This window comes from Streptomyces sp. cmx-18-6, from assembly GCF_046548915.1.
GTDB lineage: Bacteria > Actinomycetota > Actinomycetes > Streptomycetales > Streptomycetaceae > Streptomyces.
Genome location: NZ_JAEBEP010000004.1, coordinates 1 through 25,859, shown reverse-complemented (window position 1 = coordinate 25,859; position 25,859 = coordinate 1). Strand labels below are relative to the sequence as shown.

Sequence of the window (25,859 nt, the reverse complement as noted above, 5' to 3'; positions counted from 1 at the left end):
CCATGACGGCAGGGCCCCCGGAAGAGTGACAGCCGGACCCCCGGAGGGATGGCTGGGCTCCGGTGAGGGACCAGGGGCAGGCGGGTGCGTGTGGCAACCTGATCAACCGCATCGACCACAATCGACCGCATACGCCCCGATCGACCGCATCGACCACTGGGGAGAAGGGGCAGCGGACACATGGCATCACGGCGGGATGAGCTCAACGCCTATACCTTCGCGAAGCGAAGGCTGATCGCACAGTTTCTGCATCCCCACGCGAGCGGCTCGGAGGAAGGCGCACCGCGTCCGCTGCGCGCGGTACTGCCGGGCGCGATCACCGCGGTCGTCGTCCTCGCCGTCTTCGGCGCCTGGGGCATGTTCAGGCCGGTGGCCCCCCAGAAGTGGGACGAGCCCCATAGGCACGTCATCATCGCCGGCAAGTCCACCACCCGGTATGTGGTGTTGAAAACCAACGGCACGAAGCAGCTGCACCCCGTCCTGAACATGGCCTCCGCCAGGCTCCTGCTCGCCCCGGGCGAGGGCCAGGTCGTCACTGTCGACGAATCGGTCCTGGACAACGGCACGATCCCGCACGGCGCGACCCTCGGCATCCCGTACGCCCCCGACCGGTTACCCGACCCCAAGGACGCCGGATCTGCCAAGCGTTGGGCCGTCTGCGAACAGCCCGGCGAGGGCGGCCGGGCCATCCAGAAGGCGGCCTTCGTCCTCGCCGAGCGCGAGAAGAGCAAGACCGACGGCAGGAACCGGCTGCGCGGCGGCGAGATGATGTACGTCGAAGGGCCGGACGGGACCCGCTATCTCGTGGACGCCGCGGGCAAGGCGTACCCCGTCCGCGACGACGAACTGCTGCTGCGCACCCTGGTCGACCGGTACAGCGAGCCCCAACGGGTCTCCGCCCCCTGGCTGGCGACGCTGCACACCGGGGACCCGATCGACTTCCCGGCTCTCCCCGGAACCCCGGGCGACCCGGCGGGCGTACCGGGTGTCCTGGACGCCCGGGCGAACAGGGTCGGCATGGTCCTGGCCGCCCCCGCCGGGACCAGGACCCAGCAGTACGTCGTCCTCCCCGGCCGGGTCGCCCCCGTATCCGACTTCACCGCCAAGCTCTTGCTCAGCAGCCGGGACCTGGTCCGCCTCGGCCAGGCCAGCCGGGCGCGGCCCGTGAACACCGGCGCGTTCGTACCGGGCCCGGCGTTCGGCGGGGAACGGGACTGGCCCGTTCACGCGCCGAAGCCCGTCAACTTCCCCAGCGTCAAGAAGGGAAGCCGCAACACGGTGTGCAACGTCCTGCGCGACGTTGACGCCGACGACGGCGCCACCACCCTGTCCACCTGGGTGGGCACGAGCTTCCCGGCCACGCTCCCCACCGGCTCCTCCAGCGCCTACGTCACGCCCGGATCGGGGCAGTTCTTCCGGCAGTTCAAGGGCTCGCGGACCGACGTCGGCCTTCTCTTCCTGGTCACCGACACCGGACTGCGCTACGCCATGCAGTCCAACAGCGACAGCGGGCAGGACGACTCCGGCATCGGCGAGTCCGGTCCGAGGAAGGAGAGGGAGCAGCGGCGGCTGGAGGCGCAGAAGGCCCAGAACCACCTCGGTTACCGGGACATCGCCCCCACTCCCGTACCGGCGGCCTGGTCGTCGTTCCTGCCGACAGGCCCCCGCCTCTCCACCGGCGCGGCCGGCCGGCCACAGGGCTCGTGAGCAGCGGTACGGAGATGACGCCTCCCACGATGCCCCTGGCGCGACGCCTCCTGACGGCCGCGGCGGCCACCGGAATCCTGCTCGCCGCCTTCCCGGCAGCGCCCGCGGCTGCGGACGACGCGGCGGCCCAGTGCACGTTCTCCTCGGAGAAGTACCCGGGCCGCCCCTGGGCGCTTCAGCGCGTCCTGATGGACGAGCTGTGGAAGCAGTCCACCGGGAAGGGGGTCCGGGTAGCGGTCATCGACACCGGGGTCGACGTGAAGAACCCGCAGCTCACCGCCGCCGTGGATGTCGAAGCGGGCCGGAACGTGCTGCCGGAGGGGGCGACGAAGACCGAGGACGGCAGGAAGCTCGCACGCGGCAGGGAGAACGGCACCTCGGACACGGTCGGCCACGGCACCAAGGTCGCCGGCATCATCGCGGCGCGCGAGGCGGAGGGCACGGGCTTCACCGGCCTCGCCCCGGACGCGACGATCATCCCGATCCAGCAGAACGACGCCGGGGGCAACGGAACGGCGAAGACCCTGGCCGAGGCGATCCTCTACGCCGTCACCGAGGCGGACGCCCACATCATCAACATCTCCCAGGACACCGCCGACGCCGTCAGACCGGCGCCGATCCTGAAGCAGGCCGTGGACCACGCTCTCTCCCAGGACGTCGTGATCGTCGCCTCGGCGGGCAACGACGGCGCGGCGGGGAACGTGAAGCCGACCTACCCCGCCTCGTACGAGGGCGTCCTCGCCGTCGCCGCCTCGGACCGCAACAACGAACGGGCCCCCTTCTCCCAGCAGGGCGACTTCGTGGGGATCGCCGCCCCCGGGGTGGACATGATCTCCACGGTGCCCGGCGGCGGACACTGCGCCGACAGCGGCACCAGCTTCTCCGCCCCGTACGTCGCGGGAGTCGCGGCACTGATCAAGGCCAAGCACCCCCGCTGGACGCGGCATCAGATCGTCGCCCAGATCCAGCAGACGGCGGAGCGCTCGGTGGCGGGTCACGACCGCATGGTCGGCTGGGGGGTCGTCGATCCGGTACGCGCCCTGACCGAGGACGACAGGGCCATCAGCCGCCCGGTGGCGAGCGAGGGCATGAGTAGAGGCGAAGCCCCGACCACGGCCGAATTCCACCTCGGCGAAACAGCCGACGAACGCAACGCCCGCCTGGCGACGTACGTAGTCGTGGGCGGCACGGTCCTGGTGGCCGCGATGACCGGTGCGGCAGTGGCCGTAAGGGATATGAGGCGTCGCACGAGGCGGCTTACGGACGGCCGGTAACCATCAGAACAAGCCACCTGGCCTGCAAGTGAATTCGCCCATTACCCGTACATAACTAGAGTCGCCTGATGAGATGTGATCGGACCGGATCAATGCGACAGCAATGCGGAATGATCCGGGCAAACGGGGACGAGGAACGGGGAGGACGGCATGGTGGCCGATCCAGGTGACGGGGCGGCTGACCTCAGACGCGGCGTAGGCGCGCTGGAGAAGTTCAAGAAGCGCGTGGACGCTCTGCTCGCGGTCTTCGAGGGCTCGGCGGCCGGTGGGTCGAAGGTGGCGTCCCAGACGGTTTCACGCGCCTCTCTGAGCGGCTCGAACGCGTGCTTCGCCGAGGCGGACGGCCTGTACAGCCAATACAGCCGCGTGCACGGGTCGTTGGTCTCGCTCTCCAGGTCGCTGGGCGAACAGATCGAGTACCTGAGCCTGGGCGTGCACGCGGCGGCGGTCGGCTTCGACAACGTCGACGACGACACCAGGCGACGCTTCCACGCGATCCAGGGGCGTATGGACCGGGACCGTGAGCGGGCCGCCTGGCTTGAGCAGCAACGTGACAACGATCGGTCCGATTCCGGATGGACAGCGGGATGAGCGACAAGAGGCGGCAGGAACCGATCCCCGCCGAACAGCACACTCAGGACGAGAAACGCGTCAACAGCCAACTGGTCGCCATGGATATGACCGAGACGGCCAGAAAGACCCTGGATATGTTCGGCTTCGGGGACTCCAGTCCTGGTGGCCGTACCTCGTTCGAGGGATACGACCTCAACGCCATCATTGACCTGGTCGAGAACTCCGACCCCGAGCACCTGGAAAGCGCGGGCGAGGCGCTCTGGAAGGCCAGGGACGCCATCTGGAGCGCGGCGGAGGAGCTGGGCGACCACCTCGACGGGGTCGACTGGCGGGGCGAGTCCGGCGACGCCTTCCGTAAGTGGGGCCGGGGTCTGGTGGCCCACGCCAGGAGGCTCGGCGACTTCGCGGGCACGGCCGGCACACAGATCACCGTGGCTGGCACCGGCTTGGCGTCCGTACGCAGCGCCATGCCACCGCGCGACAGCCGACTGTCGCGGAGGAGCCCGGAGGACATCCAGGTGCCGGACCAGGTGATGGGCAACCCGGAGTACGAGGCCGCGGTCAAGGCGGAGCACAACCGCCAGGAGGCCATCAACCAGATCAACCGGCTGGCGTCGTACTACGCGATCTCGGGGCAGGCGCTGGCGGAGCAGGAACCGCCGCGGTTCGACAAGAGGCTCGGTGTCGACGTGCCCCGGCCGGCGGGCGGGAAGAGGCAGTCCCCGCCGGCAGGAATCTTGTCGAAGGGCGCTGATGGGGTTTCGGTCAGCAGCGTCGGACCAGGCTCCGCAGCGCGTACGGCCGCAGGAGAATCCGGGTCCGTGACGGCGACCAACGGCCGATCTTCATACGAAGTGTGGGCCTCCGCATCCGCGCCGGACAAGAGCACACCAACAGAGATCAGCGGCATCGCCTCTGCGCCCGCCCCCACGACAGCCAGCGGCATGGCCCCTGCCCCGTCGATGCCGACTGGGACGGGGCCGGCGGGCGGCACCGCACCGCCCATAGTGACGGGGTTCGTCCCGCCGGTGTCGGCAAGCTCGTCGTGGCCCGCGAGGTCGTTGGGGATGCCCCGCACCGTCAGTCGGTTCGGTGGGGAACCAGGCAAGGCTTCGCCGGCAGGCGGTGGCCCTGTCGCAGGCGGCCATTCGGGTACTCGCGTTGGCCGGCCGGGCTCGATGGGCGGTGCGCCATCAGCAACCGGGCGTTCCGATGCTGATGTGCGCGCACCTGCGGCCGGTCAATCCGGCGTGATGGGCGGTCGTCCCATGGCGGCTCACGCTGGTACGTCAGCACCGAGCAACCTTCGTACGGGACAAGGCAACGGCATCGTAGGGGGGACTCCGCAGCGGACTGCTTACGGGACTTCGTCCGGGATTCAGTCACGCCACGGAACCTCGCCAGGGACCGTGATCGGCGGCACGGGAAGCAGTGGCGGCACGCCTCGCCCCGACCGGCCCGGCGCTCCTGCATCGGGTGCCAACGGAGTGGTCGGCGCTCCCCGTAGCACGTCGGAATCCGGTTCGAAGGGTTTCACCAGCGGCGGTGCGGGCCTCGTCCGCAGGTCTGCCGGTCGACGGACGTCCGACCGGGAGGACGAGGAGAATCCCCGGTCGACTCGTCCGGACCACCTGACGGAAGACGAAGAGACAGGGGCGGCCCGCCGCCGCGGGGCCGTGCCGCCAGTGATCGATGAGCAGGATCCATGGAAGGTTCGGCAGTCAGGATGACGGCGGGAATGGGTCGCCCTCGGAAGTGTGTGCGCCGGCGTGCGCTCAGCGCACTGGCTGTGACGGCTTCACGACGGGCGAAGGCATCGAAATCGCCGTCATCGACTCAGGCGCCAACGCGGACCCCTCGTCGTCGCAGTCGTGACGGTTCCAGGGGGAGTGGCCTTCGCCGTATTCCGTAGACGCGGCGCGCCCTGACCGCAGGCTCTCACAGGCACGAGTCGGCCGGCCGCATCGGCTGCGCGGGAATCAACTGAAAGAAGGAAGGGACGGTCATGAATCCGGACCAGAAAGTCTCAGACGCGGTTCTGCTGAGGGTGGAGAACGGCCTCACCGAAAGGTTCGAATCGGTGAAGGACCAGATCACTCAACTGCATATGACCATCGACAGTCTCGAAGGCGCCTGGAAAGGCATCGGGGCCGGCGAGTACAACAAGAAGCAGGATCAGATCAACAAGGCCATGGGCAGGATCGCCAAGGAGCTGGCCCGCTTCCAGGAAGCCATCAAGGCAGCTCGCACCATTTCCGGCAACACCGAGGATGAGGTCCGCGCCGCCCTCATGGGTGTGGATGTCGTCGAGGGCTATACAGGCGGCAGCGGAGCCACCGCCAAGTCATCAAGCTTGTACGGTTTCTGACCGAAATTCTCAAGTCGACCACGGGAGGACCGCATGACCGCCAACGACGGTACGACGGTTGTCAATTACGCCAGTCTCGATCTTGCGGCTGCCGATATTCAGCGGCAGGCCAAGCAGCTCGGCCGGGATCTCAACGCGATCAAGACCATGATCGCCTCGGTCTCGGAACTGTGGGAAGGCGAGGCCAAGACGGCCTACCAGGCCGCACAGGCGAGATGGGATGTGGAAGCCGCGAGCATTCAGAACAACCTCGCCGAAATCTCGCGCGCTGTGCGCGACGCCGCTCCCGCCTACCGCAGCGGCGACAAGCGGGCTGCGGCCAACTTCCTTTAGCGGAAATGGCTGGAGGACCAACACGTCAGGGTGGGCACGCTCGGGAGGCGCCCACCCTGATGCGCTCTGCGGCCGGCTCGGGGCCCCCGAACAGCGGGGCCAGTCGGCACGCGGCCGGTTTCGCTGCGAGAAGCGGAAGGTGTGTTCCCCATCGAAACGGCAGAGAGACGCCTGCTGGAAACGCTCCACCTTGTCCGGGATAGCACTGGATTTCGAGGGCCACAGCCACACCGGCGGAGCGTCCCGGTATTTTGACAGATGCTCGACCTCCAACCGGATCAACGTGCCTCCAATCACAGGCAGTTCGCCGTCGTGGTCGAGCCAGGAGGAGCGGTGGCTGAGCCGGGGAAGGACCCGGCCCCATGCCTGCGTTTCGGCTTTGCCGCAGTTGGTGGTGCCGGTGCCAGTGCCGGTGTCGCGGGCTCGGGCCAGGTCTCCGACTTGGTGAAGGGGAACTCCGGGCCGCGCCTGGGTGGCCGACCGTTCGTCCACGGTCGGCGGGGCGGTAGATGCCGTAGCCGCGGTCGGCGAAAGGCGAGGCCGGCGCATAGCACCTGCCGGTCCGGCAGCGGTCTGCGGCCCGGATGCCGGAAACGGCGTTCCCTGCGCGGCAGCAGCGGCTCGATGCGCTCCCACAGCTCGTCCGACACGATCCACGGCGAGGCTCCCATACCAGGCGAACGCTCAACATCGGCGCTGAGGAACGGCCATCAGCGTCGATGTGCTCGCTGTCATACCCGCGTCGCATCCGCTATCAACCGGGCGGCGGAGCTGAGTTCAACCCGCCGAGTGACTCTTCGCGGGCCCGTGGTTGGAATCGTCATTCCCGATGACTGATCGCCAGCCTGCCGAAGATGAGGATTCGCATGCCGCCTTTCTCGCACGTCGACACCCCCGCTGTCGCCCGGCCCCGTCAGCTGCGTTCGGCATGGCAAGCCGCCCACCAGCCTGTCACCGGAGTATCACGGCGGCTGCGACTCGCCGCCTACGCCGTACCGTTCGTCGTCCTGCCCTCGAGCCTGTGGCGGCTCCCGGCGGCATTCGACGAGGGGATCAGCTTCGGCGAGCGCATGTACATCCCCTCCCTATCCATCGTCTCCGAACTGCTCGCCTTCACCGCGATCGGGCTCATTGCTCGCTGGGGCGAGGTGTTCCCCCACTGGATCCCCCGCCTGCGCGGCCGCCGCGTCCCCATCAAGGCCGCGCTCCTCCCAGCCACCCTCGGGGCCACAATCCTCACGCTCACGTTCACCATCCTGGCCATCGCCAACGAGATCCAGGGAACCACGATCCGCGGCGACGACCTGCCGGACAACTTCCCCGGCAAGGCCGGCGGCTGGGAAGCCGTCTGGTTCTACATCTGCTACACACCACTGATCCTTTGGGGCCCGCTCCTGGGCGTACTGACCATCGCGTACTACCAGCGCCGTCGTCGAGCCGACAGGTCTGCTGCGACCTGAACGATGAGATCCCCATGTTCATTCTGTTAGGACCTCTAAGGAGATCGGTGCGGCCTGAGGCATGAAAGAGGCATGAAAAGGGACAGCACCGCCATCAGCAAAAGCAAAGGAGCCTGCTCACCGTGGCAGACGTCAGAGTCACCTACGACAAGACCGTGGACGCTGCGTACGTGCACTTCACCGAACCGCAGAGCCGCGTGAAGTCCGCGCGCATGTATTCCTGCGATCCAGAGGATGCCGACGCCACGATCAATCTCGATTTCGACGAGCATGGCCGCCTCATCGGCATCGAGGTGTTGGCGGCCAGTTCAAAACTGCCCGAGTACCTGCTCAGGTCCGCGGAGCGGCTGGACATCGAAGGCGCATGAATGAGTCGTGCCAGACATATGCACCCGCCAGGGGTGTTCATGCGGCTATTGACGGATGAAGGACCCTCGTCCGTCGTTCGCGCTCAGTCGAGTGCGTTGCGGGAGTCCTTCGCCTGGAGCACGAGAGAGCTCCACCGGACACCCTCGCGCCCGTGGAGATCGGAATGCTCGCTGCTCAGGAGCGTCTGTAGGCCGTTGGCCGCCCCCAGCTCGACTGTCTCAGCAGCGGACACGTCGAACATGCGACGGCCATCCGGCACAGGTCCGTGACGGAGGTTGACGAAGAACCGGCCGTCAGGCATCAGCAAGGCGGCGACCCTGGCCATCGCCAGTGCGCGTTCCTCGACGTCCAGGTGCATCCACATCGCAGTGGCGAAGACCGCATCGAACCGGCCTGGACACTGGTGAAGCGCCAGGGTGGGGAGAGCGTCGTCAACCCACTCGATTGCGCTGCCCGCATGGATGCGCTGTCCATGTCCCCGCAGCTCCGCAGTCGGCTCGACAGCCACGACGCTGTGCCCCAGGGCCGCCAACGCGGCAGCATCGCGGCCCGTGCCTGCGCCGATGTCGAGGATCCGGGCAGGCTCGGCGGGTACCAGGCTCAACACGTCACGGTGGACTTCGGCGAAGGTGATGTCCTCGTACTGGACCGCCAGCACGTCCGCCGCCCGCGCGTACCCAGCGGTTCCCCTGACCCTGCCGCTGTCGTCTTCGGCGGAGCCCAGTCGGTCACTCATGGCCCGAAGCGTACCGACCTGCGGAATCTCAGCATCACCTTGCCGGGGACCCCGGACATCACCCGTTTACGAGGCTTGTCGCCGCTCAGCGCTCAGCATCGAGACACGCGCCTTGTCCCGCACCCCTTCTTCGCTTCCCGCTTCCCCTCCCGCCCTCACCGCGCCCCCTACCTCCCCTCGCCCACCAGCCCCGTCTGCACCAGCGGGTTCCCGCGACGGCGGGTCACGAAGATGCCCCGGCCCGGAGGCATCGGACGCGGTCGTACGCCGCCGAGGACGTCGCCCTCCATCGGGTCGCCCGACAGCAGCACGCCCTGCGCGCCCAGCTCCGTCATGCGCTGGAGGAACGACTCGTACAGGGCACGGCCCGCCCCCGCCGTACTGCGGGCGATGATGAAGCGGATGCCCACGTCCCGTGCGAACGGCAGCAGTTCGGTGAGCGGGGAGAGCGGGTTGCCACTCGACGTGGAGACCAGGTCGAAGTCGTCGATGACCACATAGACGGTCGGGCCGCTCCACCAACTGCGGTTCCGCAGCTCCTGGGCCGTGACGTCGACGGACGGGGTCCGCCGCTTCATGAGGTCCCGCAGCGCGACCATGTGGTGCTCCATGTCGTTGGACAGGGGGATGTACTCCGCCAGGTGCGTCGGCGGGGTCACGTCCAGCAGCGAGCGCCGGTTGTCGACGACGAAGAGCTTGCAGGCGTCACCGTCGTACCGCTCGGTGAGCTGCTTGATGAGCAGCCGCAGCAGGTTGGACTTGCCGGACTCGCTCTCCCCGAACACCAGGAAGAACGGGTCGTGCTCGAAGTCGACGAAGACCGGCGCGAGGTCGTTTTCGTCGATGGCGAAAGCGACACCCCGCTCCGGAGCGGCGTGGCCCGGCGGGAGTTCGCTCGCCGGCAGGGAACGCGGCAGCAGGCGTACGGCGGGGGCGGGGGCAGCCGTCCAGTGCCGGGCGACCTCCTGGTTCATGGCGGTCGTCGCCTCGGACAGGTCGCTGTCGGAGTTGACGCCGTCGATCCGCGGCACCGCCGCCATGAAGTGCAGCTTCTCCGGCGTCATACCCCGACCGGGCACGCCGGCGGGCACGTTGACCGCGACCTTGCGGTCCAGTTCGGAGTCCATGACGTCGCCGAGCCGCAGTTCCAGACGGTTCATCAGCTGATCCTTCAGGGCGGCCCTGACCTCCATCGACCGTGACACGGTGATGATCAGATGGATGCCGTAACCGAGGCCGCGTGCCGCGATGTCCAGGGCGGCGTTCTCCAGCCCCTCGTAGTCAGCCCGGAAGTTGCCCCAGCCGTCGATGACCAGGAAGACGTCGCCCCACGGCTGGTCCGCCACCGAGATCTCGCCGCGTGCCCGCATCCTGCGGTAGGTGGCGATCGAGTCGATGCCGGCGCTGCGGAAGTACTCCTCGCGCCGCGCCATGATGCCGTGCACCTCGGCGACCGTACGGCGCACCTTCTCCGGGTCGAGCCGTGAAGCGACCCCGCCGACGTGCGGCAGGCCGGCGATCGACGCCAGGCCGCCGCCACCGAAGTCGAGCCCGTAGAACTGCACTTCCCAGGGGGTGTGCGTCAGGGCGAAGCCCGCGACGACCGTACGCAGCAGGGTCGACTTGCCCGACTGCGGACCGCCCGTGATCTGCATGTGCCCGGCCGCGCCGGAGAAGTCCCGGTAGAGGGTGTCGCGCCGCTGCTCGAACGGCTTGTCGACCAGGCCCAGGGGGACGACGAGACGTCCCGCGCCCTCGAACCCGGGCTGGCTCAGCCCCCGGCCCGGCACGGGCGACAGCCCCGGCAGCAACGCGTCCAGCGGCGGCGGATCGTCCAGCGGCGGCAGCCACACCTGATGCGCGGAGACGCCGCGCCCCTCCAGTCGGCGCACGATCACATCCAGCACCGTGTCCGCCAGGGCGTCGTCCTCCGCCGTGCGCTGATCCGGCACATTCAGTACGCCCGGCGCACCCGACACGCCAGACGCACCAGATACATCCGGCATATCCAGTACGCCAGGTGCCCCCGACGCACCCGACGCACCCAGCAAATCCGGCACACCCGGCCCCCCGGCGGCGGGCTGCGGACCCGGCCGCACATACCGCACCGGCACCGGCGCGGCCGTGAACGCGACCGGCCGCCGGTCCACCAACAGCGAGCCCCCGGCCCGGGCCGCCTGCCGGCCCCCGGCGCGGTACACCCCGGAGACGTAAGCGGCCTTGAACCGCACCATCTCCTCCGTACCGAACTTCAGCAGCCCGGAACCGGGCACGTTGGGCAGGTGGTACGCGTCGGGCACGCCCAGCGCCGCACGGGACTCGGCCGCCGAGAACGTCCGCAGACCGATGCGGTACGAGAGGTACGTCTCCAGGCCGCGCAGCCGCCCCTCCTCCAGCCGCTGCGACGCCAGCAGCAGATGCACGCCCAGCGAACGGCCGATGCGCCCGATCTGCACGAACATATCGATGAAGTCCGGCTTGGCCGTCAACAGTTCGCTGAACTCGTCGATGACCAGAACGAGTGAAGGAAGGGGCTGCAACGGCGCACCCGCCGCACGCGCCTTCTCGTAGTCGTGGATGTTGGCGTAGTTGCCCGCGTCGCGCAGCATCTCCTGGCGGCGGTTGAGCTCACCGCGGATGGAGTCGCCCATGCGGTCGACCAGCGTCAGGTCGTCCGCGAGGTTGGTGATCACCGCGGCGACGTGCGGCATCTGCGCCATTCCGGCGAAGGTCGCACCGCCCTTGAAGTCGGCCAGGACGAAGTTCAGCGTCTCCGAGGTGTGGGTGACGGCCAGGCCGAGCACCAGCGTGCGCAGCAGCTCCGACTTGCCGGAACCGGTCGCGCCCACGCACAACCCGTGCGGGCCCATCCCCTCCTGCGCCGCCTCCTTGAGGTCCAGCATCACGGGCGTGCCGTCCTCGCCGACACCGATCCGTACGCGCAGCCGCTCGGCCCGGGAGCGGGGCCGCCAGGTCCGGCCGACCTCGATGGAGGCGGCGTCCCCCAGGTTCAGCAGATCGGTGAACTCCAGGTTCGCGAGGAGCGGTTCGTCGTCGTCCCCGCCCGTGGCCACGCGCAGGGGGGCCAGTTGCCGGGCGAGCGCCTCGGCCGCCTCGTAACTCAGCAGGTCGGGAACCCCGTCGTAGACGAGCCCCTGCCCCGACTCCAGCCGGAGCGATGGGGGGCGCACCACGACGGAGAGGCCGCCGCGCGCGCCGGTGACCTCGCCCGGCACCACCTCGACGACCGTCACGCCGTGCAGGCCCTCGGCCGCCGCGAGCACCGACGTCGGGGGCACCGACGCGCCGTCCAGGACGATGACGACGTGCGGCTGGTCCAGCAGGGGCCGGCCGCCGGGCTGGAAGCGGGGCCGGCCGTCGAGCCGGGCCGCGAGCTGCTGTTCGAGCGCCAGGGAGCTGGTGGTGATCAGGCGGCGGCTGCCCGCGCCGTCAGCCGAATCCGCGTCCTGTACGTGGGGGAGCCACTTCGCCCACTCCCACCGCGCGGCCTCCTCGGGCCCCGTCGCCACCCCGATCACCAGGTCCTCGGGGGAGTGCACCGAGGCCAGGGCGCCGACCATCGCCCGCGCCGTGGAGCGTGCGGAATCCGCGTGGCCGCTGATCGTCAGGTGGTAGAAGGCCCGCAGCGACACGGCCATGGGCAGGCCCTCCACCGTGGAGTGCGTCGTCAGAAACTGCTGCATCGCCCCGGCGGTCAGCGGCTCCAGCTCGTCCACCGGCGCCGTCTCGGGCGCGACGAGAGGGGTGGCGAGCTCCTGGTCGCCCAGACCGATGCGCACCTGAGCGAAGTCCGCGTCACCGGCCCGCCGCTCCCACACCCGGCTGCCCTCGGCGACCAGCGCCCACAACTGCTCGGGCGAAGGGTGCAGATAGAACTGCGCGTCACGCTGCTTGCGGGCCGTCCTCACCACCGTGCGCCGGGTCTGCGCCAGGTACCTCAGATAGTCCCGCCGCAGGTCCGCCAGCAGGCCCTGCGTGCCCCGCCGGTGACGTACGAGCATCGCGACGGCCATGGCGAGCGTAGAGGCGATCATGATCACGCCCATGATCCGCATGATCGGGTTCGACGTCATGAAGAAGAAGACGACGGAACCGCCCATGCCCAGCATCGGCAGGAGCTGCATCAGCGCACCCTCCTGCTGACCGCGGGGCAGCTCCGGCGGAGGTCGCAACTGCACCTGCTCGAACGGCACTTCGGAGGACGGGGCGCGCGGTGGGCGCTTGACGACGATCTGGCTCACGGCTCACCGATTCCCTTGCCGGACGGAAGTGTTCCCAAGTGTTCCCAGCGACGTCCCCGTGGCGACCGGCTCCCTCCGCAGAGAGGGCTTTTCGGGCGAAACGGGGGTCACAGGGCGGTAGTGTGTCGCGATGCGCATACGCATCCGCTGACTACCGTGAGAAGTCAGCCTTTCGGGGTGGGCGGCGAGCACCGCGGTCCGGCGGAGCGCTTTCGGCGGACGTCCCGCCACCGCGGCAGACGCTCTCCAACGGCACCGGCGTCTTCCGGCCGCACGGGCGCATGGCCACACGGGCGCACGGCCGCACGGCCGCACGGCCGCACAGGCGTCGCGGAGCAGTCGAAGCCCTTGGGTACGCCGCAGAAGCCAGGACGACAGGGGGAGACGCAGTGACCACCACGCCCCGAACGGCACCGACCGTCCCAACCGGCGGGCCGAGCCGCGGCGTCGCGCCGTCCGGCCACGCGACGGGCTTCTGCCGGATCACCGTCGTCGCGCCCGACAGCCGGGTCGACGTCGCGCTGCCCGAGGACGTTCCCCTCGCCGATCTCTACCCCGAGATCCTCCGGCTGTCCGGACAGCGCCCGGTTCCCGGGGCCCCGGTCGGCTACCACCTCGTACGCCGCGACGGCACCGTCCTGGACAGCTCCCGTACGCCGGCCGGCCACCGCATCCTCGACGGCGAACTGCTCTCCCTGCGCCCCTTCTCCGAGTCGCTGCCTCCCGCCGTCTTCGACGACGTCTCCGACGCCGTCGCCACCGCCGTGGCCAAGGACCGCACGCTCTGGGACGACGCGTTCATGCGCGGGGCCGGTCTCCTCGGCGGCTCCGTCCTGCTGATCCTGCTCGGCCTCGTCCTGTGGACCGCCGACCCCCGCCACGACATGCACGGACTGCCGGGCGTCCTGGCCGCGGTCACCGCCGTACTCCTGCTCGCCGTCGCCTGCGTACGCGCCCGGGTCTACGACGACCGGGGCTCGTCGATCGCCCTGGGCGCCGGAGCGCTGGTGAACGCCGCGGTGGCCGGATCCGGACTGGTGTCGCTCAGCGCGGGCCAGGGTGTGGGGCGGCTCCAGTTCCTGCTCGCCTGCGCGGCCGTGCTGGTGGTGTCGGTCATCCTCACGATCACGGCCCCCGGCGGCGACGCCCCGTTCGTCGCGTCCGTCTTCGCGAGCGCCACCGGCCTCGTGGTCACCTTCGTCGCGATCACGGCCGGCCTGAGGCCCACCGAGGCCGCCGCCGTCTGCGCGCCCTTCGCCGTGGGGGCCCTGGCCTTCCTGCCCGGCCTCTCCACCCGCTTCGCCCGCCTCCCCATCGGCTTCGAACCGCCCCGCTCCACGGCCGGCGACCACGGCACGCCCGAACGATCCCCTCAGGGGCCGGTCGACGCCGTACGGATCGCCGCCCAGGCGCGCCGCGGCCACGAACTGCTCCTCGGCCTGGTCGGCGGCTGCGCGCTGGTGACCCTGGCCGCCGCCGGGGTACTGGGCTTCTCGGACGACCTCTGGGGCCGGCTGCTCGCCCTGGCCACCGGGGCCGCCATGCTGATGCGCGCCCACCTGTTCCGCTACACCGCACAGGTCGGCTGCACCCTCGCGGCGGGCCTCGGCTCCCTCGTACTCCTGGGCCTCGGCCTCTCCCTCAACACGCCGCCCGCCCTGATGGGCGACGCCCTGAAGGGGGACAGCGCCGCGCTGGACATCCGTACGGTGTGGCTCGCCGCCGCCGTCGCGGGCGTCGCCGCCCTGATCACCGCCATCGGCCTGATCGTGCCGCGCAAGGGGGTCACCCCGTTCTGGGGCCGCTTCCTGGAGATCGCCGAGACGTTCGTCCTGCTCACCCTGCTGCCGCTCTGCCTCGCGGTCTTCGACGTCTACCGCTCGATCCGGGCGCTGACCAGCTGACTCCGCGCCCCACCAGCTAACGCACGTCCCCTGCCCGGTCCACATGCTCGCCGGCCGACCCCCGACGAGGCCCGTCCAGGGCCAGCCGCCCCCGGCGACGAGACCCGTCCAGGCGTGACCCGAATGGCTGGTACTCTGACCAGTGGCCGTTTGTGTACGCCTCTCCGGAACGTTCTGGGGACTGCGCTCATCGGACCTTCGCCTCCGAGTCACGGAAGCTCCCCTGAGATCAAGACCAGGGGCACTCGTGGGCGCTTCGAACATCAAGAGGAGTACGCGTGCCGCTCGACGCCGCTACGAAGAAGCAGATCATGTCCGAGTTCGCCCAGAAGGAGGGTGACACCGGATCCCCCGAGGTCCAGGTCGCCATGCTCTCCCGCCGGATCTCGGACCTGACGGAGCACCTCAAGACGCACAAGCACGACCACCACTCCCGTCGTGGTCTGCTGATCCTGGTCGGCCAGCGTCGCCGCCTCCTGCAGTACCTGGCCAAGAAGGACATCCAGCGCTTCCGTGCGCTGGTCGACCGCCTCGGCATCCGCCGCGGTGCGGCCGGCGGCGCCAAGTAAGCACGCCGTGGAGAGGGAGCGGTTCCCGCGTCTGAGGGGACCGCTCCCTTTGCCGTACGTGCGCGACCGGTGCCAAGCTCAGTAACCTGGACACCGGAACACCCGCACCACCGCACCACCTGTCACACCGCACCACACGAGGGAGAGGCGCAGCGACGCCGCCGCCGGTCCTCGGTAGTGGCCCCCGGGAAAACGCCCGGGAGCTTCGATCGAAGACCGGCCCGCACACACGGTGCGCCTCTCCCGCACCGTCCTCCGCCACACGGGCGGCAGGACGAAAGACGACGAGTATGGAGAAATCACTAGTGGAGAACGAGACCCACTACGCCGAGGCCGTTATCGACAACGGAACCTTCGGCACCCGCACCATCCGCTTCGAGACGGGCCGCCTGGCCAAGCAGGCCGCCGGCTCCGCCGTCGCGTACCTGGACGACGACACCATGGTGCTGTCGGCCACCACCGCTTCCAAGCGGCCCAAGGAGAACCTCGACTTCTTCCCTCTCACGGTGGACGTCGAGGAGCGGCAGTACGCGGCCGGCAAGATCCCCGGCTCCTTCTTCCGCCGCGAGGGCCGGCCCTCCGAGGACGCGATCCTCACCTGCCGCCTGATCGACCGCCCGCTGCGCCCCTCCTTCAAGAAGGGCCTGCGCAACGAGATCCAGATCGTCGAGACGATCATGGCGCTCAACCCCGACCACCTGTACGACGTGGTCGCGATCAACGCCGCCTCCTGCTCCACCATCCTGGCGGGCCTGCCCTTCTCCGGCCCGATCGGCGCCACCCGCGTCGCCCTGATCAAGGGCCAGTGGGTCGCGTTCCCGACGCACACCGAGCTCGAGGACGCCGTCTTCGACATGGTCGTCGCCGGTCGCGTCCTGGAGGACGGCGACGTCGCGATCATGATGGTCGAGGCCGAGGCCACCGAGAAGACCATCCAGCTCGTCAAGGACGGCGCCGAGGCTCCCACCGAGGAGATCGTCGCCGCCGGTCTGGACGCCGCGAAGCCCTTCATCAAGGCGCTCTGCAAGGCCCAGTCCGACCTGGCCTCCAAGGCCGCGAAGCCGGTCGGCGAGTTCCCGGTCTTCCTGGACTACCAGGACGACGTCTTCGAGGCGCTCACCAAGGCCGTCACCTCGGAGCTGACGCAGGCGCTCACCATCGCCGGCAAGCAGGACCGCGAGGCCGAGCTGGACCGCGTCAAGGAGATCGCCGCCGAGAAGCTCCTCCCGGCCTTCGAGGGCCGCGAGAAGGAGATCTCCGCCGCGTACCGCGCGCTGACGAAGAAGCTGGTCCGCGAGCGCGTCATCAAGGACAAGGTCCGCATCGACGGCCGCGGCGTCACGGACATCCGTACGCTCGCCGCCGAGGTCGAGGCCATCCCGCGCGTGCACGGCTCGGCGCTGTTCGAGCGTGGCGAGACCCAGATCCTGGGCGTCACCACCCTCAACATGCTCCGTATGGAGCAGCAGCTGGACACCCTCTCCCCGGTGACCCGCAAGCGCTACATGCACAACTACAACTTCCCGCCGTACTCGGTCGGCGAGACCGGCCGCGTGGGCTCGCCCAAGCGCCGCGAGATCGGCCACGGAGCGCTCGCCGAGCGCGCCATCGTGCCGGTGCTCCCCTCGCGCGAGGAGTTCCCCTACGCGATCCGCCAGGTCTCCGAGGCGCTGGGCTCCAACGGCTCGACGTCCATGGGCTCGGTCTGCGCCTCCACCATGTCGCTGCTGAACGCCGGTGTGCCCCTCAAGGCCGCCGTCGCCGGTATCGCCATGGGCCTGATCTCGCAGGAGATCGACGGCAAGACCCACTACGTCGCCCTCACCGACATCCTCGGTGCGGAGGACGCCTTCGGCGACATGGACTTCAAGGTCGCCGGTACGAAGCAGTTCGTGACCGCGCTCCAGCTCGACACCAAGCTCGACGGCATCCCCGCCTCGGTCCTGGCCGCCGCGCTGAAGCAGGCCCGTGACGCGCGTCTGCACATCCTGGACGTCATGAACGAGGCCATCGACGTCCCGGACGAGATGTCCCCGAACGCCCCGCGGATCATCACCGTCAAGATCCCCGTGGACAAGATCGGCGAGGTCATCGGCCCCAAGGGCAAGATGATCAACCAGATCCAGGAGGACACCGGCGCCGACATCACGATCGAGGACGACGGCACGATCTACATCGGCGCCCAGCAGGGTTCGCAGGCCGAGGCCGCCCGCGCCACGATCAACGCGATCGCCAACCCGACCATGCCGGAGGTCGGCGAGCGCTACCTGGGTACGGTCGTCAAGACGACCACCTTCGGCGCGTTCGTCTCGCTCATGCCAGGCAAGGACGGCCTGCTGCACATCTCGCAGATCCGCAAGCTCGCCGGCGGCAAGCGCGTGGAGAACGTCGAGGACGTGCTCGGCGTCGGCGCCAAGGTCCAGGTCGAGATCGCCGAGATCGACTCCCGCGGCAAGCTCTCGCTGATCCCGGTCGTCGAGGGTGAAGACGAGGACGAGAAGAAGGACGACACCGACAAGTGACGTCCCGTAGTTCCGCGACGACGGCCCGCACCTCTTCGGAGGCGCGGGCCGTCGCCCGTACCCAAACGCTTCTCAAGGGCAGCAACGGCATCGGCACGGTCCGCCGCACCGTCCTCCCCGGCGGTCTGCGGATCGTCACCGAGACCCTGCCCTCCGTCCGGTCCGCCACCTTCGGCATCTGGGCCAACGTCGGTTCCCGCGACGAGACGCCCACCCTGAACGGCGCGACCCACTACCTCGAACACCTCCTCTTCAAGGGCACCGCCCAGCGCACCGCCCTCGACATCTCCTCCGCGATCGACGCGGTCGGCGGCGAGATGAACGCCTTCACGGCGAAGGAGTACACCTGCTACTACGCGCGGGTCCTGGACACCGACCTGCCGCTGGCCATCGACGTGGTCTGCGACATGCTGACCGGCTCGCTGATCGCCGCCGAGGACGTCGACGCCGAGCGCGGCGTCATCCTCGAAGAGATCGCGATGACGGAGGACGACCCGGGCGACTGCGTGCACGACCTCTTCGCGCACACCATGCTCGGCGACACCCCCCTCGGCCGCCCCGTCCTCGGTACCGTCGACACGATCAACGCGCTGAACCGGGGTCAGATCGCCCGCTTCTACAAGAAGCACTACGACCCCACCCACCTGGTCGTCGCCGCCGCCGGCAACGTCGACCACGCCACGGTCGTACGCCAGGTCCGCCGCGCCTTCGAACGCGCCGGGGCCCTCTCTCGTACGGACGCCGTCCCCATGGCGCCCCGAGAGGGCTCCCGCACCCTGCGCACCGCGGGCAAGGTGGAGCTGCTGAACCGCAAGACCGAGCAGGCCCACGTGGTCCTCGGCATGCCCGGCCTCGCCCGCACCGACGAGCGCCGGTGGGCCCTCGGCGTCCTCAACACCGCCCTCGGCGGCGGCATGAGCTCGCGCCTCTTCCAGGAGGTACGGGAGAAGCGCGGCCTGGCCTACAGCGTGTACTCGTACACCTCGGGCTTCGCCGACTGCGGCCTCTTCGGCGTCTACGCGGGCTGCCGCCCCAACCAGGTCCACGACGTGCTGAAGCTCTGCCGCGACGAGCTGGACCGGGTCGCCGCCCACGGACTGGACGACGACGAGATCACCCGCGCCATCGGCCAGCTCTCCGGCTCCACCGTCCTCGGCCTGGAGGACACCGGCGCGCTGATGAACCGTATCGGCAAGAGCGAGCTGTGCTGGGGCGAGCAGATGTCGGTCGACGACATGCTCGCCCGCATCGCGGAGGTCACCCCCGACGACGTACGGGAGGTGGCGGGCGAACTCCTCAGCCACCGTCCCTCGCTCTCGGTCATCGGCCCGCTCAAGGACAAGCAGGCGGACCGCCTCCACGAAGCGGTCTCCTAATCCCCTAAGGAATGAAGATGAGCAAGCTGCGCGTAGCCGTTCTCGGTGCTCAGGGCCGGATCGGCTCCGAGGCCGTACGGGCTGTCGAGGCCGCCGACGACCTGGAGCTGGTGGCGGCCCTGGGCCGGGGCGACAAGCTGGAGGCCCTCGCGGACAACGGCGCCCAGGTCGTCGTGGAGCTCACCACCCCCGCGTCGGTGATGGGCAACCTCGACTTCTGCGTCCGGCACGGCATCCACGCCGTCGTCGGCACCACGGGCTGGACCGACGAACGGCTCGCGCAGCTGAACACCTGGCTGGACGACTCCCCGGAGACCGGCGTCCTGATCGCCCCGAACTTCTCCATCGGCGCGGTCCTCACCATGAAGTTCGCGGAGCAGGCCGCCCGCTACTTCGAGTCCGTCGAGGTCGTCGAGCTCCACCACCCCAACAAGGTCGACGCCCCCTCCGGCACCGCCACCCGCACCGCCCAGCTCATCGCGGTGGCCCGCGCGAAGGCGGGCAGCGCCCCCCAGCCGGACGCCACCGCCACCGCCCTGGACGGCGCGCGCGGCGCGGACGTCGACGGCGTCCCGGTCCACGCGATCCGCCTGCGCGGACTGCTGGCCCACCAGGAAGTGCTGCTCGGCGGCGAGGGCGAGACCCTCACCATCCGCCACGACTCCCTCCACCACAGCAGCTTCATGCCGGGCATCCTGCTCGGCGCCCGCCGCGTGGTGACCACTCCCGGCCTCACCTTCGGCCTGGAACACTTCCTCGACCTGAACTGACTGGCCCCCCATGCGCGCAAAGATCACCTACATCGTCACGGCCGCCGTCCTGGTCTTCTACTTCGTCCTGGTCGGCAGCCGCGGTCTGATGCTCATCCGGCACGGCACGCTGCTCACGGTCACGTTCGGCGTGGCCGTGCTGATCCTGCCGGTGATCGGCGTCTGGTTCCTCTGGAAGAACACCCAGTTCGTCCGCCGCGCCAACGCGCTCGCCGCCGAGCTGGACGCGGAGGGCGGGCTGCCGGTCGACGACCTGGCCCGCACTCCCTCCGGCCGCATCGACCGGGACGCCGCCGACGCGGTCTTCACCCAGCGCCGCCAGGAGACGGAGGACGCCCCGGACGACTGGCGCGCCTGGTTCCGGCTGGCGGTCGCCTACCAGGACGCGAGGGACACCCCGAGGGCCCGCAAGGCGATGCAGAGGGCGATCGCGCTGCACCGGTCCGGCTCGTCCGCACCCCCGGCTCCGCCCAGCGAGCCCGCACCATCAAGCAGCGAGCCCGCACCATCAAGCCCGGCCGCACCCTCCAGCCCGTCCGGCGCTTGAGGACACCTTTCACGCTGTACGCAGATGAGCCCGGGACCCCATAGGGTCCCGGGCTCACTCACGTACAGCCGACAGGCGACGGCTCACCCGTGCCGATACTCGTCCGCCCAAGCCTCCACCGCATCCGTGGCCCGCTCGAACGCCTCTTCGCGCCCGAGGAAGTCCGCGTTGTGGTCGGAGACCAGCGGAGGCAGCGTCTCACCGCTCTGCCGGGCCACGACGAGCGCCTGCCCCTGGACGGTACGCGGCAGCCCGAGCCACTTCACGGGCTGCTGGACCGTCCGGACCGAGGCGGTGGCGCTCCACGGCACCGTGGTGGTCCAGAAGAACCCCACGCGCCGCACACCGTGCCGGCTGACCCACGCACCGACCCGCAGCAGCCGCAGCGCGCCGACGATCAGCGTGCCGGCCACCAGCAGGCAGACGGTGGCGCCCGAAGGCGCCCCGGTCACGCCGATGATCATGGCCGCGAGCAGAACGAACGAGGCCAGCAACAACAGGCCGGCCGCCGCCGCGACCCGCCACGGGCCGGGGCGGTAGGGCCGCCGCCAGCTGTCGTGGTCGTCGAACGGCAGCGCGACGTCCTCCGCGCTCGCATCGAATGCGCGGTCGGCCGTCAGAAAGGGCAGGGGCACGACTCATCCTCACTCACAAGCACGCTCGATTGCTGTGCCCGGTGAGGCTACCGAGGGTGCCCCCCACCCGACCACCCCAGGGGGTCCGTACGAGTAGTCGGCGGCCCCCGGGACCGGTCAGCGCCCCTGGGACGCCTCGGACTGCTTGCCCTGCGAGGCGGACTGCCCGGAGTCGAGCGCCGGGAGGCCCAGGAGCAGCGAGCCCACGAGTCCGGCGACCACGGTCAGCCCGACGAGGGAGCGCCCCAGCAGCTCGGGAACGCTGGCGCGGTAGGCGGGAGGGGGAGTGACGTTACTGCGGAATCGGTCGGCCTCGGCGACGAACGAGAACGGGACGGATTCACGCCGGCGGAACATGAGGAAACTCTCCTTGATCTCAGTGACGGGTGCTGCTAATGAGTCAGACGTACGAAGGGCCGGATCGGTGCCACGAATCGCCGTCGCGTTTCAAGGACTCCACGAACGGCTGCCCGACACCGCCTCGTGCATGCGTCGCCCACCCGGCCCGTAAAGTGGTCGCCGCCCAGCACCGCCCCTGGAAGGACCCTGTCGGTGACCGACACCCCCGAACCCGCAAAGCCCCACTTCCGCAGTGATGTCACCGTCGACCTGGTGAAAAGCGACGCGGGCGACGCGGACGTCCTCTTCGCCGCCCGGGTGTCCACGGCCGGCGAACAGTCGCTGGAAGAGGTCACCAAGGACCCGGAGCGGTCCAAGGGGCTGATCAACTACCTCATGCGGGACCGGCACGGCAGCCCGTTCGAGCACAACTCGATGACCTTCTTCATCAGCGCCCCGATCTTCGTGTTCCGCGAGTTCATGCGGCACCGCGTGGGCTGGTCGTACAACGAGGAATCGGGCCGCTACCGGGAGCTGGAGCCGGTCTTCTACGTCCCGGGAACCTCCCGCAAGCTCGTCCAGCAGGGCCGCCCCGGCAAGTACGTCTTCGTCGAGGGCACCGAGGAGCAGTACGACCTCACGACCCGCGCCATGGAGGAGTCCTACCGGGCCTCCTACGAGGCGTACCAGGACATGCTGGCGGCCGGCGTGGCCCGCGAGGTCGCCCGCGCGGTCCTCCCGGTCGGCCTGTTCTCCTCGATGTACGCCACGTGCAACGCACGCTCCCTGATGCACTTCCTCGGCCTGCGCACCCAGCACGAGCTGGCGAAGGTCCCGTCCTTCCCGCAGCGCGAGATCGAGATGGTCGGCGAGCAGATGGAAGCCCACTGGGCGCGGCTCATGCCGCTCACTCATGCGGCCTTCAACAAAAATGGACGGGTAGCCCCGTAGGCGGTGTCCGTATTGCGGCGTTTCGAGAAGTTCATCTAGGCTGATCAAACGGACCCGGCACTGCTTGAACCCCCGAGCAGGCAGTGCCGGGCTCCTCTTCCCCGTCCCCCCGAGGGGGGACCACGCGCTGAGCAGCGAGTAGCGTGTTACCCATGGCTCCGATCTCCACTCCGCAGACCCCCTTCGGGCGGGTCCTCACCGCTATGGTCACGCCCTTCACGGCGGACGGCGCTCTCGACCTCGACGGCGCCCAGCGGCTCGCCTCCCATCTGGTGGACGCAGGCAACGACGGACTGATCGTCAACGGCACCACCGGTGAGTCCCCGACCACCAGTGACGCGGAGAAGGACCAGCTCGTACGGGCGGTGCTCGAAGCGGTAGGAGACCGGGCGCACGTCGTCGCCGGCGTCGGCACCAACGACACCCGGCACAGCGTCGAACTCGCCCGCACCGCCGAGCGCACCGGCGCCCACGGCCTCCTCGCCGTCACGCCGTACTACAACAAGCCGCCGCAGGAAGGGCTCCTGCGGCACTTCACGGCCATCGCCGACTCCACCGGCCTGCCCGTGATGCTGTACGACATCCCCGGCCGCAGCGGGGTCCCGATCGACACGGAGACCCTCGTACGGCTGGCCGAGCACCCGAGGATCGTCGCCAACAAGGACGCCAAGGGGGACCTGGGCCGCTCCAGCTGGGCCATCGCCCAGTCGGGCCTCGCCTGGTACTCCGGGGACGACATGCTCAACCTCCCGCTCCTCTCGGTCGGCGCGGTCGGCTTCGTCTCCGTCGTCGGCCACGTGGTCACCCCGGACCTGCGGGCGCTGATCGAGGCCCACCTCAGCGGCGACGTCCAGAAGGCCACCGAGATCCACCAGAAGCTGCTCCCGGTCTTCACCGGCATGTTCCGCACCCAGGGCGTGATCACCACCAAGGCGGCGCTGACGCTCCAGGGCCTCCCGGCGGGCCCGCTGCGGCTGCCCCTGGTGGAACTCACCGCACAGGAGACGGCCCAGCTCAAGATCGACCTGGCCGCCGGCGGGGTACAGCTGTAACCACAGACTTCACAACTGAATATCCGAACGAGCGAGGCACCTCGCGAGAGCACGACCCCAAGACAACAGCAAGTGCACGAATGACATGCGCGCCACGTGCCTCAGCGGTACGTGGCGCGTGTGGTTAAGGAGAGTCTTTTGAGCCATCCGCACCCTGAACTCGGTACCCCGCCGAAGCTCCCGAAGGGCGCCCTGCGGGTCACTCCGCTCGGCGGCCTGGGCGAGATCGGCCGCAACATGACGGTCTTCGAGTACGGCGGCCGCCTGCTCATCGTCGACTGCGGCGTCCTCTTCCCCGAGGAGGAGCAGCCGGGCATCGACCTGATCCTGCCGGACTTCACCACGATCCGGGACCGCCTGGACGACATCGAGGGCATCGTCCTCACGCACGGCCACGAGGACCACATCGGCGGCGTCCCCTACCTGCTGCGCCTGAAGCCGGACATCCCCCTCATCGGTTCCAAGCTGACCCTCGCGCTCATCGAGGCGAAGCTCCAGGAGCACCGCATCCGCCCGTACACCCTCGAAGTCACCGAGGGGCAGCGCGAGCGCATCGGCGTCTTCGACTGCGAGTTCATCGCGGTCAACCACTCCATCCCGGACGCCCTCGCGGTCGCCATCCGCACCCCCGCGGGCATGGCCGTGGCCACCGGCGACTTCAAGATGGACCAGCTCCCGCTGGACGGCCGCCTCACCGACCTGCACGCGTTCGCGCGCCTCAGCGAGGAGGGCATCGACCTCCTCCTGTCGGACTCCACGAACGCCGAGGTCCCGGGCTTCGTACCGCCCGAGCGGGACATCTCCAACGTCCTGCGCACGGTCTTCGCCAACGCGCAGAAGCGCATCATCGTGGCGAGCTTCGCGAGCCATGTGCACCGCATCCAGCAGATCCTGGACGCGGCCCACGAGTACGGCCGCCGGGTCGCCTTCGTCGGCCGCTCGATGGTCCGCAACATGGGCATCGCCCGTGACCTCGGCTACCTCAAGGTCCCCGCGGGCCTGGTCGTCGACGTCAAGACTCTCGACGACCTCCCGGACGACGAGGTCGTGCTCGTCTGCACGGGTTCGCAGGGCGAGCCGATGGCGGCCCTGTCACGGATGGCCAACCGCGACCACCAGATCCGGATCGTCCCGGGCGACACGGTGATCCTCGCGTCGTCCCTGATCCCGGGCAACGAGAACGCGGTCTACCGCGTGATCAATGGCCTGACCCGCTGGGGCGCCAACGTCGTCCACAAGGGCAACGCCAAGGTCCACGTCTCGGGCCACGCCTCGGCCGGCGAGCTGCTGTACTTCTACAACATCTGCAAGCCGAAGAACCTGATGCCGGTCCACGGCGAATGGCGCCACCTGCGGGCCAACGCCGAACTGGGAGCGCTCACGGGCGTGCCCAAGGACCACATCGTCATCGCCGAGGACGGCGTGGTCGTCGACCTGATCGACGGCAAGGCCAAGATCGTCGGCAAGGTCCAGGCCGGTTACGTGTACGTCGACGGCCTCTCCGTAGGCGATGTCACCGAGACCTCCCTCAAGGACCGCCGCATTCTCGGCGACGAGGGCATCATCTCGGTCTTCATCGTGGTCGACAGCTCCTCCGGCAAGATCGTGGGCGGCCCCCACATCCAGGCCCGGGGCTCCGGCATCGACGACAACGCCTTCGTCGGCGTCACCCCGAAGATCCAGGAAGCCCTGGACAAGTCGGCCCAGGACGGCGTGATGGAGCCCCACCAGCTCCAGCAGATGGTCCGCCGGGTCGTCGGCAAGTGGGTCTCCGACACCTACCGCCGGCGCCCGATGATCCTCCCGGTCGTCGTCGAGGTCTGACCCTCCTGACCAGCCCGTACCGGAGCGGGGCCCCTCGATTTGCATCGGGGAGCCCCGCTCCAGTACGTTTACGTCTCCGCTCGACCGGGAAGCACCGCGCGCACTCGTGCGCCGGGACACCCCGTACAGAGCGGGAATTCCGACTCAGAATCTCTGATAAAGTCGGATCCGCCGAAAGGCAAGGCCACTCCACAGGCCACCGGAAATCGAATTCGGACCGGAAACGGAACGAAAAAGAGTCTGGTAAAGTCGGAACCGCCGGAAAGGGAAAACGCGAAAGCGAAGAAC

Annotated in this window: 21 protein-coding genes and 1 pseudogene; 17 read left to right on the top strand and 5 right to left on the bottom strand. The window is 69.3% G+C overall.

The window, feature by feature from the left end; genetic code table 11:
- The first annotated feature begins 180 nt into the window (after positions 1 to 180).
- The 6 genes from eccB to ACLJPL_RS10810 all read left to right on the top strand — a co-directional run bounded on the left by eccB (position 181) and on the right by ACLJPL_RS10810 (position 6,255).
- Complete coding sequence (eccB, locus tag ACLJPL_RS10835) at positions 181 to 1,707, top strand: type VII secretion protein EccB (protein ID WP_411080563.1); 1,527 nt, start codon at positions 181 to 183, stop codon at positions 1,705 to 1,707.
- Between the two features lie 14 nt (positions 1,708 to 1,721).
- Positions 1,722 to 2,981 carry a type VII secretion-associated serine protease mycosin gene (gene mycP / locus ACLJPL_RS10830; protein WP_411080969.1) on the top strand — a complete coding sequence of 420 codons (1,260 nt, stop codon included), beginning with the start codon at positions 1,722 to 1,724 and terminating at the stop codon, positions 2,979 to 2,981.
- A 150-nt stretch (positions 2,982 to 3,131) separates the two neighbouring features.
- Positions 3,132 to 3,572 carry a hypothetical protein gene (locus tag ACLJPL_RS10825; RefSeq protein WP_411080562.1) on the top strand — a complete coding sequence of 147 codons (441 nt, stop codon included), beginning with the start codon at positions 3,132 to 3,134 and terminating at the stop codon, positions 3,570 to 3,572.
- Complete coding sequence (locus ACLJPL_RS10820; protein WP_411080561.1) at positions 3,569 to 5,284, top strand: hypothetical protein; 1,716 nt, start codon at positions 3,569 to 3,571, stop codon at positions 5,282 to 5,284. The genes ACLJPL_RS10825 and ACLJPL_RS10820 overlap by 4 nt, the downstream gene beginning before the upstream one ends.
- A gap of 275 nt (positions 5,285 to 5,559) precedes the next feature.
- On the top strand, positions 5,560 to 5,922 hold the full coding sequence (locus ACLJPL_RS10815) for a WXG100 family type VII secretion target (RefSeq protein ID WP_411080560.1): 363 nt from the start codon (positions 5,560 to 5,562) through the stop codon (positions 5,920 to 5,922).
- A gap of 33 nt (positions 5,923 to 5,955) precedes the next feature.
- The gene (locus tag ACLJPL_RS10810; RefSeq protein ID WP_411080559.1) at positions 5,956 to 6,255 is read left to right on the top strand and encodes a WXG100 family type VII secretion target; all 300 of its coding nucleotides are present in this window, start codon (positions 5,956 to 5,958) and stop codon (positions 6,253 to 6,255) included.
- A 548-nt stretch (positions 6,256 to 6,803) separates the two neighbouring features.
- Here the strand turns inward: ACLJPL_RS10810 and ACLJPL_RS10805 are convergent.
- Positions 6,804 to 6,926: pseudogene (locus tag ACLJPL_RS10805) on the bottom strand (IS5/IS1182 family transposase); the annotation flags it as partial.
- A gap of 195 nt (positions 6,927 to 7,121) precedes the next feature.
- Between ACLJPL_RS10805 and ACLJPL_RS10800 the strand changes: the two are divergent.
- Both ACLJPL_RS10800 and ACLJPL_RS10795 read left to right on the top strand, forming a co-directional pair.
- On the top strand, positions 7,122 to 7,715 hold the full coding sequence (locus ACLJPL_RS10800) for a hypothetical protein (protein ID WP_411080558.1): 594 nt from the start codon (positions 7,122 to 7,124) through the stop codon (positions 7,713 to 7,715).
- Between the two features lie 122 nt (positions 7,716 to 7,837).
- A complete protein-coding gene (locus tag ACLJPL_RS10795; RefSeq protein ID WP_411080557.1) occupies positions 7,838 to 8,083 on the top strand; it encodes a DUF2283 domain-containing protein in 246 nt (81 codons plus the stop codon).
- Between the two features lie 83 nt (positions 8,084 to 8,166).
- On the opposite strand, the gene ACLJPL_RS10790 is transcribed toward ACLJPL_RS10795, so the two are convergent.
- Together ACLJPL_RS10790 and eccCa are read right to left on the bottom strand one after the other, a co-directional pair.
- Complete coding sequence (locus ACLJPL_RS10790) at positions 8,167 to 8,820, bottom strand: class I SAM-dependent methyltransferase (protein ID WP_411080556.1); 654 nt, start codon at positions 8,818 to 8,820, stop codon at positions 8,167 to 8,169.
- 167 nt (positions 8,821 to 8,987) lie between these two features.
- Complete coding sequence (gene eccCa, locus ACLJPL_RS10785; RefSeq protein ID WP_411080555.1) at positions 8,988 to 13,082, bottom strand: type VII secretion protein EccCa; 4,095 nt, start codon at positions 13,080 to 13,082, stop codon at positions 8,988 to 8,990.
- A gap of 281 nt (positions 13,083 to 13,363) precedes the next feature.
- On the opposite strand from eccCa, the gene eccD reads away from it, so the two are divergent.
- From eccD to ACLJPL_RS10755, 6 genes are all read left to right on the top strand, one after another.
- Positions 13,364 to 14,986, top strand: a complete 1,623-nt coding sequence (eccD, locus tag ACLJPL_RS10780) for a type VII secretion integral membrane protein EccD (protein WP_411080554.1) — start codon at positions 13,364 to 13,366, stop codon at positions 14,984 to 14,986.
- Positions 14,987 to 15,264: 278 nt separating this feature from the next.
- Positions 15,265 to 15,555, top strand: coding sequence for a 30S ribosomal protein S15 (gene rpsO / locus ACLJPL_RS10775; protein ID WP_003965855.1), 291 nt, complete (start codon positions 15,265 to 15,267; stop codon positions 15,553 to 15,555).
- Positions 15,556 to 15,860: 305 nt separating this feature from the next.
- A complete protein-coding gene (locus ACLJPL_RS10770; RefSeq protein ID WP_411080968.1) occupies positions 15,861 to 18,077 on the top strand; it encodes a polyribonucleotide nucleotidyltransferase in 2,217 nt (738 codons plus the stop codon).
- On the top strand, positions 18,074 to 19,453 hold the full coding sequence (locus ACLJPL_RS10765; protein ID WP_411080553.1) for a M16 family metallopeptidase: 1,380 nt from the start codon (positions 18,074 to 18,076) through the stop codon (positions 19,451 to 19,453). The genes ACLJPL_RS10770 and ACLJPL_RS10765 overlap by 4 nt, the downstream gene beginning before the upstream one ends.
- A gap of 17 nt (positions 19,454 to 19,470) precedes the next feature.
- The gene (gene dapB / locus ACLJPL_RS10760; protein ID WP_411080552.1) at positions 19,471 to 20,223 is read left to right on the top strand and encodes a 4-hydroxy-tetrahydrodipicolinate reductase; all 753 of its coding nucleotides are present in this window, start codon (positions 19,471 to 19,473) and stop codon (positions 20,221 to 20,223) included.
- 10 nt (positions 20,224 to 20,233) lie between these two features.
- Positions 20,234 to 20,770 carry a hypothetical protein gene (locus tag ACLJPL_RS10755; protein ID WP_411080551.1) on the top strand — a complete coding sequence of 179 codons (537 nt, stop codon included), beginning with the start codon at positions 20,234 to 20,236 and terminating at the stop codon, positions 20,768 to 20,770.
- Positions 20,771 to 20,853: 83 nt separating this feature from the next.
- On the opposite strand, the gene ACLJPL_RS10750 is transcribed toward ACLJPL_RS10755, so the two are convergent.
- Positions 20,854 to 21,405, bottom strand: coding sequence for a hypothetical protein (locus ACLJPL_RS10750; protein WP_411080550.1), 552 nt, complete (start codon positions 21,403 to 21,405; stop codon positions 20,854 to 20,856).
- A gap of 117 nt (positions 21,406 to 21,522) precedes the next feature.
- Positions 21,523 to 21,762: a hypothetical protein gene (locus tag ACLJPL_RS10745; protein ID WP_411080549.1), complete on the bottom strand. Its 240-nt coding sequence runs from the start codon at positions 21,760 to 21,762 to the stop codon at positions 21,523 to 21,525.
- A gap of 195 nt (positions 21,763 to 21,957) precedes the next feature.
- Between ACLJPL_RS10745 and thyX the strand changes: the two genes are divergently transcribed.
- The 3 genes from thyX (at position 21,958) to ACLJPL_RS10730 (ending at position 25,571) form a co-directional block, all read left to right on the top strand.
- Positions 21,958 to 22,695 carry an FAD-dependent thymidylate synthase gene (gene thyX, locus ACLJPL_RS10740; protein WP_411080548.1) on the top strand — a complete coding sequence of 246 codons (738 nt, stop codon included), beginning with the start codon at positions 21,958 to 21,960 and terminating at the stop codon, positions 22,693 to 22,695.
- 152 nt (positions 22,696 to 22,847) lie between these two features.
- Positions 22,848 to 23,747: a 4-hydroxy-tetrahydrodipicolinate synthase gene (gene dapA, locus ACLJPL_RS10735; RefSeq protein ID WP_411080547.1), complete on the top strand. Its 900-nt coding sequence runs from the start codon at positions 22,848 to 22,850 to the stop codon at positions 23,745 to 23,747.
- 138 nt (positions 23,748 to 23,885) lie between these two features.
- Positions 23,886 to 25,571: a ribonuclease J gene (locus ACLJPL_RS10730; RefSeq protein WP_030569288.1), complete on the top strand. Its 1,686-nt coding sequence runs from the start codon at positions 23,886 to 23,888 to the stop codon at positions 25,569 to 25,571.
- Positions 25,572 to 25,859 lie beyond the last annotated feature (288 nt).